This is a genomic window from Wolbachia endosymbiont (group A) of Longitarsus flavicornis (genome assembly GCF_963931955.1).
In the GTDB taxonomy this organism is placed as follows: domain Bacteria; phylum Pseudomonadota; class Alphaproteobacteria; order Rickettsiales; family Anaplasmataceae; genus Wolbachia.
Window position 1 is genome coordinate 1,170,626 of sequence record NZ_OZ008337.1, and the last position, 16,179, is coordinate 1,186,804.

At 34.2% G+C, this 16,179-nt stretch carries 7 protein-coding genes and 8 pseudogenes; 6 read left to right on the forward strand and 9 right to left on the reverse strand.

From position 1 onward, the window contains the following. Positions 1 to 390 precede the first annotated feature (390 nt). The 5 genes and pseudogenes from rnhA to AABM58_RS05705 all read left to right on the forward strand — a co-directional run. Positions 391 to 817: pseudogene (rnhA, locus tag AABM58_RS05685) on the forward strand (ribonuclease HI); the annotation flags it as partial. Positions 818 to 909: 92 nt separating this feature from the next. Next, complete coding sequence (mutL, locus tag AABM58_RS05690; RefSeq protein WP_338406635.1) at positions 910 to 2,781, forward strand: DNA mismatch repair endonuclease MutL; 1,872 nt, start codon at positions 910 to 912, stop codon at positions 2,779 to 2,781. 68 nt (positions 2,782 to 2,849) lie between these two features. Beyond that, on the forward strand, positions 2,850 to 3,788 hold the full coding sequence (wmk, locus tag AABM58_RS05695; protein WP_264731835.1) for a WO male-killing family protein Wmk: 939 nt from the start codon (positions 2,850 to 2,852) through the stop codon (positions 3,786 to 3,788). A gap of 171 nt (positions 3,789 to 3,959) precedes the next feature. After that, a pseudogene (locus tag AABM58_RS05700) lies at positions 3,960 to 4,617 on the forward strand (JAB domain-containing protein). Positions 4,618 to 4,787: 170 nt separating this feature from the next. Then, positions 4,788 to 5,240: pseudogene (locus AABM58_RS05705) on the forward strand (hypothetical protein); the annotation flags it as partial. A 186-nt stretch (positions 5,241 to 5,426) separates the two neighbouring features. Here AABM58_RS05705 and AABM58_RS05710 read toward each other — a convergent pair. The 4 genes and pseudogenes from AABM58_RS05710 to AABM58_RS05725 all read right to left on the reverse strand — a co-directional run. Further along, positions 5,427 to 5,546 (reverse strand): annotated as a pseudogene (locus tag AABM58_RS05710) (IS110 family transposase); the annotation flags it as partial. Positions 5,547 to 5,558: 12 nt separating this feature from the next. After that, a pseudogene (locus AABM58_RS05715) lies at positions 5,559 to 6,385 on the reverse strand (IS5 family transposase). 18 nt (positions 6,386 to 6,403) lie between these two features. After that, positions 6,404 to 7,786, reverse strand: coding sequence for a hypothetical protein (locus tag AABM58_RS05720; protein WP_338406636.1), 1,383 nt, complete (start codon positions 7,784 to 7,786; stop codon positions 6,404 to 6,406). Between the two features lie 30 nt (positions 7,787 to 7,816). Further along, positions 7,817 to 9,121 (reverse strand): hypothetical protein, encoded by a 1,305-nt coding sequence (locus AABM58_RS05725; RefSeq protein WP_338406637.1) that lies wholly within the window; start codon positions 9,119 to 9,121, stop codon positions 7,817 to 7,819. Between the two features lie 930 nt (positions 9,122 to 10,051). Between AABM58_RS05725 and AABM58_RS05730 the strand changes: the two genes are divergently transcribed. Further along, positions 10,052 to 12,079 carry an ankyrin repeat domain-containing protein gene (locus AABM58_RS05730; RefSeq protein WP_338406630.1) on the forward strand — a complete coding sequence of 676 codons (2,028 nt, stop codon included), beginning with the start codon at positions 10,052 to 10,054 and terminating at the stop codon, positions 12,077 to 12,079. 534 nt (positions 12,080 to 12,613) lie between these two features. On the opposite strand, the pseudogene AABM58_RS05735 reads toward AABM58_RS05730, so the two are convergent. The 5 genes and pseudogenes from AABM58_RS05735 to AABM58_RS05755 form a co-directional block, all read right to left on the reverse strand. Continuing rightward, a pseudogene (locus tag AABM58_RS05735) lies at positions 12,614 to 13,219 on the reverse strand (recombinase zinc ribbon domain-containing protein); the annotation flags it as partial. A gap of 71 nt (positions 13,220 to 13,290) precedes the next feature. Further along, complete coding sequence (gene ltrA, locus AABM58_RS05740; RefSeq protein WP_338405985.1) at positions 13,291 to 14,538, reverse strand: group II intron reverse transcriptase/maturase; 1,248 nt, start codon at positions 14,536 to 14,538, stop codon at positions 13,291 to 13,293. A 43-nt stretch (positions 14,539 to 14,581) separates the two neighbouring features. Beyond that, positions 14,582 to 14,704, reverse strand: coding sequence for a hypothetical protein (locus AABM58_RS05745; RefSeq protein WP_338405986.1), 123 nt, complete (start codon positions 14,702 to 14,704; stop codon positions 14,582 to 14,584). Positions 14,705 to 15,084: 380 nt separating this feature from the next. After that, a pseudogene (locus AABM58_RS05750) lies at positions 15,085 to 15,240 on the reverse strand (ankyrin repeat domain-containing protein); the annotation flags it as partial. 167 nt (positions 15,241 to 15,407) lie between these two features. Then, positions 15,408 to 16,118 (reverse strand): annotated as a pseudogene (locus AABM58_RS05755) (phage tail protein); the annotation flags it as partial. Positions 16,119 to 16,179: the final 61 nt, after the last annotated feature.

The following is a 16,179-nucleotide window of genomic DNA, read 5'->3' on the forward strand; positions in this document are numbered from 1 at the left end:
CATTAATTATTATACACAATTGTGAGGAAATGTTCAATCTTTTTATTGTTTTAAATGTGTTGATGAAAAAACGTCTGTCAGAGATCATCTGAGAATTGCATTTAAGGCTTTAGATGTAGAATTTGGATCATCTTTTTATAATTGCCTTATAAAATACCTTAAAAACCCCAGCAAATGAATTGATAAGCTATGAAGAGCTTAAAAATATTTATTTTCAGTGTGAGAGATTAACCTCCTAATAAAAATACGAGCCCAAAAGCTCAATTACGATTTACCTAATATCGAGAGGACAGGTTTGTCAATCTCTCACACCTTACATTTTAAAATATTCAAAAAATAATATCAACATATTTCGGTAGCAAATTTACGTTGAATCTATATCCTGTAAGTATGGGCGAAAAAAAGAAGGTTACAATATATACAGATGGAGCATGTTCTGGAAATCCGGGGCCTGGTGGATGGGCAGCTGTGATGATGTATGAAAATAAAAGTGAAAAAACGTATCTCTGGAGGTGAAGAAAACACAACGAACAACAAGATGGAGTTAAAGGCTGTGATTAACGGGCTAAAGATGTTGAAAGTTTCTTGCAAAGTTGTTTTACACACTGATAGTCAGTATATTAAACAAGGTATAACAGAGTGGATCAATAAGTGGAGAACAAATGGTTGGAAGACAGCCAATAAAAAATCAGTAAAAAACGTTGAGTTATGGAAGGAATTGGATGAAATTGTCTTGCAGCATGATATTAACTGGAAGTGGGTTAAGGCTCACAGTGGTAATACCTATAATGAAGAGGCAGATAGACTTGCTAGAAAGGAATCTAAAAAGCTAAAATATAGAGATTGTGAGATCAAGAAATCACAAAAAAATAGAGGGAGCTCTAAGTTTCATAGATTGGAGGGAGTGTTATGGCAATAATTCTTTTAGACACAAAAACTATAAACCGTATAGCAGCAGGAGAGGTAATAGAAAGGCCAGCGAGTGTAGTAAAGGAATTAGTAGAAAATGCAATAGATGCTGGAAGTTCAGAGATAGAGATCAAGATAGAAAGTGGTGGACGTAACCTTATAACTGTAACGGATGATGGAAATGGAATAGAAAAGAACGATCTGGAACTAGCACTTATGAGGCATGCCACTTCAAAATTAAGTGATAGTGAGTTAATAGAGATCAGACATCTTGGCTTTAGAGGAGAGGCTCTGCCTTCAATTGCAGCAGTAAGCAGAATGAAATTATCATCTAAGGCAAGTGGAGCAAAGGAAGCATGGTCTATAAGATATGAGGGAGGAGAAAAAATAAGAGAGATTATCCCTTGTTCTTTGTTGCAAGGTACATATATTGAAATTCGTGACTTATTTTTTGCCACACCAAATAGATTAAAATTTCTAAAAACCGAGAGGGCAGAAACACAAAGTATTGTTGATATTGTGAATAACTTAGCGATGATTAATTATAGTATTGGGTTTACTCTCACTTCCGGTAATAAAAAGCTCTTAAAATATGTTAAGCAAACTTCATTATTTAACAGATTATGTGAAACAGAAGAAGAATTTCAGAGCAATTCGCTGGAAGTTAAAGAGGAAGAAGACGGCATCAAACTTACGGGACACATCTGTAAACCAACTATTAGTCGTGGTAATTCAACTCAGATCTATACGTTTGTTAATGGCAGGCCGATAAAAGACAATCTACTTATTGGTGCAATTCGATATGCGTATCAGGACTTTATTCCAAGTGGGAGGTATCCTTTTGCAGTGCTGCACTTAGAGATACCATACGATCAAGTAGATGTAAATGTGCATCCAAATAAATCAGAGGTAAGGTTTCAGAACAAGAGGCTAGTATATGAAATAGTGAGAAGAGGGCTAATAAAAGTGTTGTCAATGAGAATAGGTACCTCTTCAGTGAGTGATATTGATGGATCTAGGTGTCAAGGTATTGGAGAAGAACTGGGTGGTTCGTCTTTTGATGTTAGTGAAAGTCAAAGGAATAATGAGCGTGTTAATAATGGAAAAAGCAGAGAAGTAAAGGGTCGAAAAGAATTTTACGAAAGAAGGCCAAGTCCTTTTGAGAATCAGCTAATGAAAGAATTCAACTTGCCAAATGCAGGAGAGAAAGGCTTATCAGAACGGTCAGAATCATTTGACTATACTGGTATACAGAGATTACCACTACAAGCGGAGACTATGGTTTTAGAAAGGGAGCAAATTGATTTAATAGAGGATCATCCTCTAGGGTATGCACGCTGTCAGGTCCACAGTACTTACATTATTGCTGAGGCTAAAGGCAAATTAATTATAGTAGATCAGCACGCAGCTCATGAAAGATTGATATACGAGTGCTTAAAGCAAAAATCAAGCATAAAAAGACAGAAACTTCTTCTTCCTGAAACAGTTGAAATCAAAAACCAAGCTGGAATGGAGATGATTGAAACTTATAAAGATGAGCTTTTTGAAATGGGTTTTGCTATTGAAATAGAATCAGAAGATAAAGTAAGGGTAAAAGAAATACCTGCAATTTTAGGAACAATAAATGTGAGAGAGATGGTGATGAATATAATTGATAGATTAATGGAGATAGGAGATACTCTACCTATAGAAGAAAAAGTGAGCAAGATACTAGCTACCATTGTGTGCCATAGAGCTGGAAGGGAAATGAAGTTGGAGGAGATGAATGAGTTGATGAGACAAATGGAGGAAACACCGTATGCTGATCACGGAAGACCAACGTATATAGAAATGAAACTAAGTGATATAGAAAAATTGTTTGAAAGGAGATGAGTTCAGTTTGTCAAAAAGGTTCTCAATTAAGCATACGTAACAGCTCTTCTGGTTATGGAGTATAAAATGTGAAAAAAGAGAATAATTACTCTAATTTTTTATATTATAAAGTAGTAGGACAGAAAGTAAGAAGTTGTAGGATAGCAAAGGGGTATACTCAAAAAGATTTAGCAAAAAAAATCGGAACAACATATCAGGTAATACTGCAATATGAAAAAGGAACACGCAGAATTTCAATTAAGAAATTATATGAATTAGCAGAAGCATTATCAACAACTGCTAGAGATCTAGCTTGCGGACAAGAAGTATCAAATGAGGAAAGGTATGAGGAAGAAGAGATATTAAATCTAGTAAGAAGACATAAAGAGATTAAGGATCAAGAATTACGTGAGACGTTTTATTTATTAACTAAATTCATCCGTATTAGTGAGGAAGAAAGTGGAAAGGCAGTAAAAATAGAGGTGGCAAAGGGTTTAGTTAAGGAAGGAGTTTCTGCTCATGTTATCTATCAAACGACCAGTTTATCTATTGATGAATATGATAATGATGAGAAAAAAATTTCCATTCCGTATAAAGTAGGTCAAAGAATAAAAGAATGGAGGTTGAGAAGAGGATACACTCAAGAAGATTTAGCAAGTAAAGTGGGTATAATAAATCAAAGAATATATGAATATGAACAAGGACGAGCTGCTGTTTCACTTGAAATGTTAGATGAAATAGCAAAGGTACTATTAATTAATATTACAGATCTGCTTCCAGAAACAAGAGAAAATGAGAATAGTGAAGTGGAACTATCAAGGTTAATAGAAGAATACAAAAAGATTAAAAGCCAAGAACTACGTAATGTACTAATAAAATCTCTGTTTGAAAGCATACAAATTTGCAAAAAGAAAGTGAAGAAAGTAGAAAAGATGAAAATTGCAAAGAATTTAGTTAAGGAAGGAATTTCTATCAATATTATTTTAAAAACAGTAGGCATCTCTTTAGACGAAATTCAACAAATTTAAAATAAAAAAATCAGTATCTATTAATATTTTTACTTTTTGATGAAAAAATAAGTAAAAAAGATTGAAAAATTGATTTGACTTCACTCAAAAGCTATGGCTTTATGCCAATGCTGACAAAAAAACAGCAGTAAATATATAAAAACATTTTGTTATTAGTGAAGGGTAATTTTTATGAATAATAAGAAAGATCGTAGAGAAGAAATAGAATTCAGAGCATTAGAAAGCAACGGTAAAGCACTACTTGATCGTGAAGTAATAGAAACGTGCAGTGCATGACAGGGAAGAAGCTCGAGTTATTGCTAGAAAGCTAATAGATAATTTTGGAATAGGAGGAGTTCTAGGCCAGGAAATAGATGACTTGAAAACTATAGAAGGGATAACTGACTCTACAGTAGCAGTAATTTTATGCCTAAAGGAAGCTGCAAAGAGGGTACCAAGAGAAGAGTTAAAGAAAGGACCTGTAATGGATAACTTGGAAACCATCGTAAAATATTTGAGGGTGAGTATTGGTTATTCAGAGTAGGAAAAGATGAAAATAATATATTTTGATCAAAAGTGCCGTTTAAAGGGGGAAGAAGTGTTTACTGGTACAGTGGATAAGGTACCTTTTTACATAAGAGAAGTAACAAGAAAGGCATTAATAAGAAAAGCGACGTCAATAATAATATCGCATAACCACCCAGAAGGAAGGTTAAAGCCATCTGATGAGGATCAAGCTGTAACTAAAGACTTGGCTGAAGCTTGTCAGACTATAGGGATTAGGTTACTGGATCACATTATCATTACAAGTGTTGGATATTTTAGTTTTAAAGAGCAAGGACTGTTATAAAGCAGATATTTGAAGATTTTCATGAGTTGTTTAACTACTTGAATGAAGAAAGTATTTGCAAGTACATTAACCATTGCTTATAATTAATGAGAAAGTATATATTGAATTAATAATAAAGTAATAAAGTCGGTTGTAGACTTAGTAAAGTATATTTAATAGCGGAGGCTAATATGAGTAATAAAATAATTGTACCTTTTGATGATCAAGAAGGAGGTACTTACGAGTTAAACATTGATCTTGATAGATTATCAAAAGGTGAGGTGTTAAATGCTATTGTAGGAATTGGTCGTACTAAGGAGCAATCCACCTTTATAAGCAAAATTAATAAGGCTAAAAAGCCTGAAGAAATAGCACCTTTCCCTGGTAGAGAAGTTCGCGAAAACAAAATCAACTATGGGAAAGGATTTGACTATGTTTATGGCACAAAACCTGTAAGTGATCAAGAAGATAAAAATCCATTTGCTTCAGCTTTGAAAAAAATAAAGCCAAGTGCAGAAAAGTTGAGCTGGTTTAAGAGTGCTGTGGTAAGAGCAAAAAGTCCAAATGAACTGCACAAGGTTGTAGACGAAGCACTAGCTGCTGGAGCAAGGCTAAATGCATGTAATGATGGAGAGTGGAGATATCAACTATGTTTAAAATTTTTTATTTGTGTAATTTTGCAACTTCATATGGGCAATAAAACCCCGTTTTGTTGTATAAGAATAGAATTTATATCAAACAGCTACTACCTTAAGCCAATGAATATGTGCTTTTAGTGTGTGTGGACGCACATATTCATTAACTAATTTTAATTATTGCCATGTAAATTTCTAAACATGCAAATTAATTGCTTCTTTAAGTCTGGCATTGGCGATGACTATAATTTTACGCATAAGTGCAGTGAGTGCTACCATCTTTCTTTTACCACTATCAATAAGCTTACAATAGACTTCTTTCAAAATTCATGTATGGAGCTCAAAATTGTGAATTGCAGCAATCAAATTAAACCTTAAACCAAAACGTTTTCGTCGGTTTCTATACCTGTCCGAGATGATTTTAAACCTTTTCAATAAGCCAATTACGTTTTCAACAATTGCCCTTTGGCTCATAAGTGCCCTGTTCTCTTTTTTTTGTTCTTTGCTTAACGGATTCTTTTTCATTTTCCTGTGCGGTAATACAACATTTTTGTGTATCTTCTGCATTCCCCTGTAGCCGGCATCAGCTAAGATTTTGGTGTCCGGTAATATTGCTACCTTTGATTCTCTAAACATCCGAAAATCGTGTTTTCTACCATTCGAGAAAGATGTGCATATGACTTTTTTACTCTTCTTCTCTGTTACTATTTGTGTTTTTATAGTATGCCTTTTTTTCTTTCCAGAGTAGAAGGGCTTTTGCTTTTTTTTGGTCTCTCTACTGGCGTTTCAGTTCCGTCTATTACTAAAACTTCATATTCTACATCACTCTTTAATAGCTCTTTTTTTCCTGGTAATGCAAAATCTGGATGTTTTATTAATATGTCTTCTACCTATCTTATTATTTTAAAACTGTTACTTTCACTCATGCCATAGCTTTGCCCAATATGAAAATATGTACGATATTCTCTTATATATTCCAGTGCCATAAGTAGCCTGTCTTCTATGCAAAGTTTACTTTTTCTTCCACTTCTAGCTTTTTTTCTTTTATCCTCCACTTCTAGAATTTCTACCATTCGCTCAAATGTTGCTTTTTTTACCCCTGTTAAACGTCGAAACTTTTCTCCTTCTAACTTTTCTATTTCCTTATATTTCATGCTTTCAAATACTTCATCTTACACTCCCTCTAACAATTTTGAAAGAAGTCTAATATCTACAAACTTATCAGCAAGAAGAAGTTGCCCTAATAGAAATCTACTAAAGTAATTACCCCCTTTCTCTGGCGTACCAGGAAATGTGTGATAAATACGTTCTAGTGGCTGTTTTATCTTTTCTGTTATATCAGTAATTGCCTCTTCTCTTCCATTCCAATCGGAAGCTTCTTTCAAAAGTGCCTGCATTGTAGGTAGAGCAATTTCTCTGTCTTCACGAGGCGATATATGCATTGAAAACTTTTCACCTTCAGTTGAATCCAAATTTAACCCTACACAAAGCACATTATCTGAAATAGTTAAAACACGCATTGTATTTGGCTGAAAACCTTTTGCATAATCTTTTGCTTGCTCTAATGCACTACCTGGCGTTGTACCAGCAGCTGTTCCTGCTTTTAATTCAATAATAATGGGAACAGCATTTAATGACCTATCCTTACCACGAGGCACTAGAACAATATCAGCATAACCCCTTCCTGCAAATTGCTCCAAGTAAACCCTGAGATTATGCCTATAGCGGAAATTTACTAAAGCTCCTGCTACAAACCCATGATGTGCCGCTTCTCTTGTTCCTTGAGCATAGGTAAGTGAATCCTTATATTCAGAGTGGATTCCACTAACTTTTTTAAGAATATTTTCAACAGGTTTTTTCACTTTTTCCACATCAGGATTAGTCAGCTTAGTTATGTCATTCTCTGGTTTATTCCATACCCCCTTTTTTATTTCCTTAAACTCATGTATTGTAGAAGCATCATTGTCCAATTTATTATTTTCCACATTAACAGATATTCCTGCCATTTTCCCTTTGGCATCTTTTTCTTTAGTGATTTCTACCAATCTCACACCTAGCTTACCTTGATCTCTAGCTAGCCTCACAATGTTATTCCTGGCGACTTTAGTATTGCCTAATATCTTATCTAACTCACCATAACTAAACTTTTTCTTTGTGCTACCAGATTCTGCAATAACAAAGAGCTTTACTTTATCAGCAACATCCTCTGGGCTTTTGATTTCTTCATTTTTTATAACAGCTACTTTTAGAGTCTTTGAACTGTCAAAACTAAAATATATTTTCTCAATATTCAGCTTTGTTGCAATTTCTGTGTCTATCAAAGTAGAAAAGCTTCCTAAAAAGAAATGCGGAAAAAATCCTTCTTTACCTACTGAATGTAAATACGATGGAACTTGGTCAACATACGATTGAAACCTTGCTTTGAAAGATTCAAAATCATTTCCTTGTTGAGTCGAAGTGCTTGAAGCAGCTCCTGTTTCTCTAATTAATAACTCTATTAATTCAAAATCTTGCACTCCTTCATTATCAACTTCTCCTTGTTTTCGTTTAGGCATATAACCCTCCTTTTAGATATATAATACTCTTTAATGATCACCTAACCCCACATAAGATTGACCATGCACTTTACTGAGCTCTACCTCAGCTAAATCACCACTTGGGCCAGGTATGTTTTTTTGATCAAGTTCTTCATTAGCAAACTTACCATACGCTAAAAACTTATTTAATGAAACATGATCTCCTTGCTCTAATATAGAACGTATATAATTTGCTTTTTTAGAAGACATAAACTCCCTGATTTGTCTAAGATTAGCCTTATCTAGCATTTCCCATACTGGCGCCATATAACTTTTTTCAACCAAATGCACTGAAAATTTTCCTTGAAAAGAAGAATCTTCCATCATTTCCTCGTCCAATGTGAAAGTACGATGATTATCAAATCCTTCTTTTTTCCACATATGCATAAAAACTTCCACACCAGCACCTAAATAATGCTCTGGACAGTCCTTTATCATGAATTTCAACCAAAGAGAGTAATCATCTTCTGAAATTTCACTTGATTTTAAACAATCAAATAATTCCTGAAATTTATCAAAACTAAATACATCCTTCATTCTATTTAAAGATCCATAATAACCATTCTTTCCTAAGTCTCTTTTCAAGAGCTCCGAATATTTATTAGGACTTATCTGACTTAAACAAAATTCAAACACATCGGGATAGCCACTATCACCTGCTGCATGCACTGCAATTTTCATAAAAACTTCATCTTTTTCCTGAGCACTTAACTCACTTTCAGGTAATGAATTAACCTTATCCCAAAAGAACTCTACCGCTTCTACACGTCTTCTCCTCGAACTTATTGCTGCACGGTGTAAACCAAAGACATAAGGATGCTGGCCTTTCAGATCTAGCTCTGAAATGTATCCACTAATGAAATGTGACCAAAATTGCATCATTGCATCTGTACACCAACTTCCACTTATTCTTTTTGCTAGCTTTTTTAATGCGTCTGGGTCACCATCTTTTACTTTATGCTTCTGTTTAAAATGTTCAAATAGAGAAATTATATCCTCTTCTAAGCAACACCAACACGCGATTTGGTAAAGATAAAAGTCCTCTAGTGGATTACTTATACCATTACAACTTTTTGGTTCTATCATCTTTTTAGCCACTACTCTTCTATTGAGTTTGATACCATGTATTGTATCGGTTTTTTCCCAACATTCTTCATTTGATAATATATTAAGAAAAAAGGGAAGATTCCCGGTATTGATAGTCTCCAAATATCCCCGCCCCCAATTTTTTATTTGAAGTTGTTTAGATGATTTATAAGGATCGTCATCCTTAATAATAGAAAAGGCTAACTTGGTTAGGTCATCTAAGTCCATAATTCTTACCTCCATAAAAAAAGCATACAGAGCTATAATAATTTATAAACCCCATACCAATTTCAACATCATATTCCACCTTTGTAATCTGTCAACTACTATTTTAGAAAAATTTTCTAACCTAAAGTGATTTTCAGTAAAAGGCTCTTAATAGGCTTAATATACAGTCTTTTGTTCACTTTTTAATTCTGTTTTTTATAAGTTTATCTTAATACTTATTGTTAAATGAATTACTATTAATTTAATATTATATATCGCTAATGAATTAAATAATATAACCATCTCCATCACTAAAAACCAGCTAGTGAGAGAAGAGTTTGTTTTGGGATGGCATGGTCTACCAAGTGTACCATACGAACTTTTTAATATAGTGATTTTGCTATACGCTAAAACTAGCCATATTAGCCCATTTTATCCATATCTACATACGAACTGGTTTGCCTAACTTTGTTACAATAATTTAAACCTTCTATTTTTAGAACCTTATTTTTACGTGGTTTATTCTCACAAATATACGATCTTTTTTGCAATTTTAGAAAGAGTCAATAATTCAATTCTTTATAACACTAGCTAGCATGGTATCTTCACTAAAATATTTTTTTAAAAAGTTAGTTGACTTATAAATAATTCTCTACTAATACTGGCATGTGTTTGTTTATTCTGCTGAAGTTGCTCCATGCAGATTTGCTGTAAAAACTTCAGCAGTTTCCGTACTCCTTTAAAGCATAATCCATCATGCTCTTATAGTAGTGATATCAAATATAGGTCTTAACCATGTTAATTTATAGTAAAATTAGCTCAAATTTGGAGTCATAAGCAACACATACTCCATTGTTACTCACCATAAAAACTTAACAAACGACATAAGTAGTAAAAAGATTATGGTTATTGATTTAATGTTATATATTGCATATAATATATTATGTATGTATGTTTAGAGGGGTAAGTATGGGTGATTTTACTGAGACGATGAAATCTATCATCAATCAACCAAAATCCAAACCAGAACTATCTGATATTGAATATGAATCCATTATAGAACATCTATCATCTAAAGAACATTTATTAAATGAGCTGATGAATGATATGTGGTACTCAGGAGATTTACCATCAGTTAGAAATCATAATGAACTACCTTCTTTAATAGATAGCAAACTTGGACTAAACGAACAAATTTGTGTTTGGTTTGCTCTGGACCACGATCTTACGCCAAGTCAAAAAAATTTAAACAAGAAGTTACTTAGTGCTCTAAAATGTTTAGCTTCTAACTGTGGTTCATTTGATAATACTGAACCTCTTGAAGAATTTTTAGATGATAATAAAAACAATAAAGATTTAAAAGTAATTCTTAATCTCAGAAGAGGAGAATCTCAATCAACAGTATTGCATGCGATTGCAGGAGCAAATATTGGTGGATTTCGTCGCACAGGAAATCAGGCTATAGATTTACTCTTAGAAGCAGGCGCAGATCCTAACATACAAGATAATAAAGGAAAAACACCATTATACCTTGCTGCTGCCAAAGGTCACCACGATAATGCAAACTCTCTTCTTTTGAAAGGAGCTAAACCTAATATAACAAGCAGAAAGGGCAAAACTCCACAACAAATAGCAACTAATAAACTCTGCTATAATATAGAAGAATTATTCTTAACTGATAAACAGAAAAAGTTGAACAAGGAATTGTATGACTTACTTGTACTCGATTCAGACTGCACTAAAAATTTAAAGGAGTTTTTAAGTAAGCATAAAAGAGATTCAGATCTAAAAGTGGTGCTAAATATTCGGCACGGAATGGGTGAGTCAAAAGTGTTTTCATATATTGAACGTCTTTATTGGGATAATGAGGATTTTGCTCAAGAATTGAGAAAGATATTTCTAGAAGCAGGAGCATTAAATTATGATATAAATATCAATCACCCTAAGCAAAAGAAAGGACAAACCAGTACCTTACTTGTTAAGTTAACTTCAAATCAAAAGGAAAAGCTAAGTAAGTTTTCTGGTAAGGTATTTCAAGCTCAAAACATGGCTGAACTTGAAGAGATTGTAAATGATGCTATAAAGTCTGGTGTACGTTTAAATTATTCTTCTTTACAAGATTACTTTTTAGGTACTGAGTACAGTTTTACTGACTATGTGATAAGGAAAATCAGTGAGTTGGAAAAAAATCCTAAAGTTACTAGTAGTATAATATGTAAATTAGTATCAAAAGGAGCAGTGTTTGGTAATACAGTTGATGCTAATATGATTAACACGCTGACATCAGAATTTAAAGAGCATAGAACTAACACGAAAAGAGCATATGAAGATTATATTAGCAATACTCATAAGTTTATTGAAATCGCAAAAAGTGCAACTAGTAGCGAGCTGAAAGATATAAGAATAGACAACTCCGTTTTTTACTTAGAATATTCTAAAGATAGTAAAATAGACATTACAAAGATAACAGATGGGGCAAGGGACTTAGGCCTAACCGATGGAGATATAAAATATGGAAGAAATATAGTAAAGATCGGTAATAATGAAGTAGAAATTAAAACCGAAAACGGCATAAGGAATTACACAGATCTTACAGAAGGCAGCGATGTAGTATTAACTTTCTATACTAGTTTGGGAGAATTAGAAGTTAGGTTATATCCTGATGAGAAAAATAAAAATTGGATAAAAGTAGAGGTGAGTGAAGAAGGCCTACTTCTACTTGATAAAATAGAAAGTTATAATGAAGCAATAGAAGATTGTAATGAGGGAATAGAAAATTATGAAGAAATAGGACAAAATTGCTTACTGGGAGGTTTATCAGTCATTGAAGCCATAGACCGAGGTGTTTTTGCTAGATCTGGTGGGTTAATGCGTCCTGAATTAATAAGCGAATCCAATAAGCAGAAGGGTTCATGGGTAAAACGTGAAGAATTAAGAAGAGTTTCTGATTCTAGGGAAAAAATTGCTAATTTACCATAAAAATTGAAAATTATTATTTAAATATAAATTACTACAGTTAATAAATTATTGCAAAGGAGTCGAATCGATATCAATAATCTTTTAAGAATACTCTTTTATGTTGTTTTTCAGGAAAATGAGATGTCATTGTACAGGAGCTGGCCACAAGGTGTATTTTCAGGATATGAGACTGTATTAAAACACGATTGGCTGAGCCGACCTTTTACAGAATTTTTTTTCCAGATCTATAGCTCTTTTCACAATAATCCAAATAAATCATAATATGCTACTGGCCTACTATAGCCATAAACACATATCTTACCCTGTTCGGACTACTATAAGAAAAGCTATACTATTAAAATATGCAGCTAAATTGTATACATTGTCTACCACTGTTGCATCTAGTATGCTAAAATCTTCATCATCTATATTAATATTTTCGCATAATTGATTTTGTAATATCGACTTACATCAATCTCAATATCTTTTGGCATGGCCCTTTGTAGCAGCTCCTTCTTGCACATACTCTTTTCAATCTCCCGTTGCTTTTGTAAATTAAGATGCTAATCCATAAAATTTCTCTAATTGCTCGCTCCACAACATCGGTATTTCTTTCAAATCAGATAGCTTCAAACCTCTTGGCTGTCTCCCATTTACTATGTCTTCCTTAATCTTTGGTGCTAAATAATTCAACCTTAAAATTTGCTGTATACGTCTTGTACCTATATTAATTTTAATGCTCAGCTCCTTCACACTCCCATATTTTCCTTCCTCTAGTTGACGTTTCCAGGAATGGGCTCTCACCACTGCTTTCAGTAGCGCATTATTTGTTTTTCCTTCTGGCTCTACTACTGTGCATTTGTTTCCTTTCTTCTTCATTGGTATAAATTTTTCCTCTGATTCAGAACATACTTCTATTCCATCTTCTTTTACCATTACTCCCTTTATTAACTTTTTCACTACTTCTTTCTGTTCTCTGAAACTTAAATTTTTCCATTCTTCTCCCCATTTTTCATATAGCTGCTCTGTCTTTCTCATTACTTCTTTTTCCACCTCTCCCGCTACTATAGTTCTGTTTATTGATTCACAACCTTTTCCCCTTAAATGGTTATTGCACACGTAATATCGGTACCTTTTATTCTCCTTTTTTGAGTAGGAGAGTAGACCAGTGGAACTTCCCCACCAGTCTCTCGCAAAACTGTACGTAAACCTCTCGATTTATACAGCTTCCATTATTCAGCCTTTTGGCCTAACCCTAGTGTCCAGTGATAGAAAATATCCGGAGACCTCTTTCTCACCTTTCCTAGAAATTGTCTTGCTAGTCTTCCGTGACTCCTGAGTCTCTTATATTTCCTTTTCACCCACTTTTCTAGATGCCGCTCTATATTCTTTAGAGATTTGTATACTTCAGTTCTGTAAAATTTGCCATAGTACTGATACCAGCCTCTGACTATTGGATTTACTTTTCCTGATATCTCCTCTAATGTTATATGCGTATTTCGTAGCATTTTCCATGACCTTATGGTTGTAGTAATCTTTTTCTTGGCCTTGTTGCTAATTGCTGGAAGAAATGAAACAAAATACTTCCCTATTTTATTTCTTGCTAACCTGGGTCTGAATGTGTAACCCAGAAAATTAAAACTTTGTTTAGGAAATTCACCACTCCTATTGTCATCCTTACAGTACACTATCTGTGTCTTTTCAGGATGCAATTTCAACTTATACTCAGCCAATCTTTCTTCGATCATTACTTTCACAAACTCTGCCTGTTTCTCTGTTCTGCAGTGCACTATCGCATCATCCACATACCTCTCAAATGGTACTGTCGGGTAGTTCTTTTTCATCCATATATCAAACACATGATGCATGAATATATTAGAGATGATTGGGCTAACTGAACCTCCTTGCGGAACTCCTTTATCCCTAACTACCTTACTGCCATCTGCTTGCTGAATGGGGGCTTTCATCCACCTCTCAACATACAGTATGACCCATTTGCAGTCTGTGTGCTTTTTGATAGCTTGCAATGCCAAGCCGTGGTCCAAATTGTCGAAAAATCCAGATATATCAAGATCTATCGTCCAATCGTACCTCCAGCATCTTTTACGAGCTGTATCTACCGCATCCAGTGCAGACTTATTTGGTCTATAACCATATGAATCCTCATGAAATTTTGGTTCTACCAGCGGCTCTAGATACATAGCAGCAGCCGTTTGCCCTATCCTGTCGAATACTGAAGGAACACATAAAATTCTTTGCCCTCCTGTATCTTTTGGTATCGCAACAGCTTTTACCGGCTCTGGAAAATAACTTCCGGATGACATCCTATTCCATAGTTTGTACAGATTATCTTTTAGATTTTCTTCAAACTTTGTTATCGAAACCTCATCCACACCAGCCGCACCTTTATTTTTCGATACTTGTTTATAAGCCCTACAAATAAGTTGCTTTGGTATATCAAAAGACTTTGTTTTATTCATTAACTCCTCCCTTTCGGTTGATACATAATTAAAACTGAATAACTCAGCTCCTTCGCTCCATTTCCATTACAGAAACTTCTTCACTACTACGAGCTGATCCGCCCCTGTTTTTCGCATCGGTACTCTCATCCTTAGAGTTTAGCTCCTTGGATTTCTCCCTTATCATCGAAACGACAGGTTCCCGTAGTTCCACACAATAGCCTGAAATAGATTCATGCCACCTTTATGCCGGACGCCATCTATCCAGTAAACAAGCTCCCGATAGATTTATCCCAGGTTACAAACGACCCCCTGGTTTTGACGTCATTTAAAAGGTTTCGACACTTCATCAGTGGTTCACTTTCGTTCATCTCTCTATTCCTTACATGACATATAATTATGCCTTTTCCATAACGCTCACTACCTTGGCTCTTTACCAAAGCAGCTTATGGTTGTTTGAAGCCTGCTCTTGTAAACCGGCTCCGAGGGACCTACCCTCATCTACTGTGCAGCTTTTGCACTTAGTTTGCTCTTACTTGAACATTCTTTGTGTCTCTACGGCACACCATCTGCCCCTTTTTTTATTAATAATCTCACTGTTTTGTAATCAGAGATTTCCACTGCTTGGTGCAATATCGTCTCTCCTTCTTCATTTCTTTTATTAATATCGTTACTTGATACTTCTTTAAAAAACTTACTAAAAGATTCTTTGCTAAACTTCATACTTACCTCACAAAACTAGCTTTTCTAGCGTTAGATAAATTTCTTATATTTACCTGCTGCTATTCAAGTTATGTCCGTTTTAGCATGAGAAAGCAAGTCCTTTTCTTTTTATTTCATACACTTTTACCTATTATTAATATAATATATGAGGATCTAAATACAAGCATTTAACTTATTACACATATTGCTTGACTATTTTTCCAACTTCTGTGCAAATGTCGATGTTCGTGCCATTTCAGTACTCCTGGGTAAAATACCAAAATATGCTTTTCTAATTCATGTATTGAGTCTTCTTGCTCTAAATCGTTTTTATAGTAAACATTGTGTTCTGCTAAAACATAGTTTGTAATCTTCTGATCAGTATAATTTTCTACTTTGTAGTGGTGAGTAACGCTAAACCTTTCTAAAATTGGTTTGTGTTTTAAATTCCAACGTTGCCATGAAAGTTTATCGTTTCCCAATACAAATTTATTTCCTTCTTCTTCTATGCTACCAACCGGAAAGCACGCATTTGTTTCTCCTAAGTTCCAACTGTCCGATAATACTATCTGCGCTTTTGCAAATTTAATCGATGGTAATAAACTCTGTGGTAATGGATATAGTGCTTTTAAGTTGTACCACAAATGATTTCTTTCATAAATACCGTTATAATTCTTTGTGTGAGGCTCGGTTTCTCCAAGGATTGCTACATCTAGGCGATATATATCATTGCTTAAAGCTCGTTCATAATGATCGCGTAGATAGTTTTCTATAATCCTAATAACTGGACCACTAGACCTGAAAAAATTTACTCTTCCAAATGATAACACTGGTCCATCTTTTTCTATTTTTACCCCTGAATAATCAGAAAGAAGATCTCCAAATAAACTTTCATCTAAGAACCTGTACATGATCTCAAGAAAGGAATAAACTAAGAGATAATGTATATAAGTTAGGATA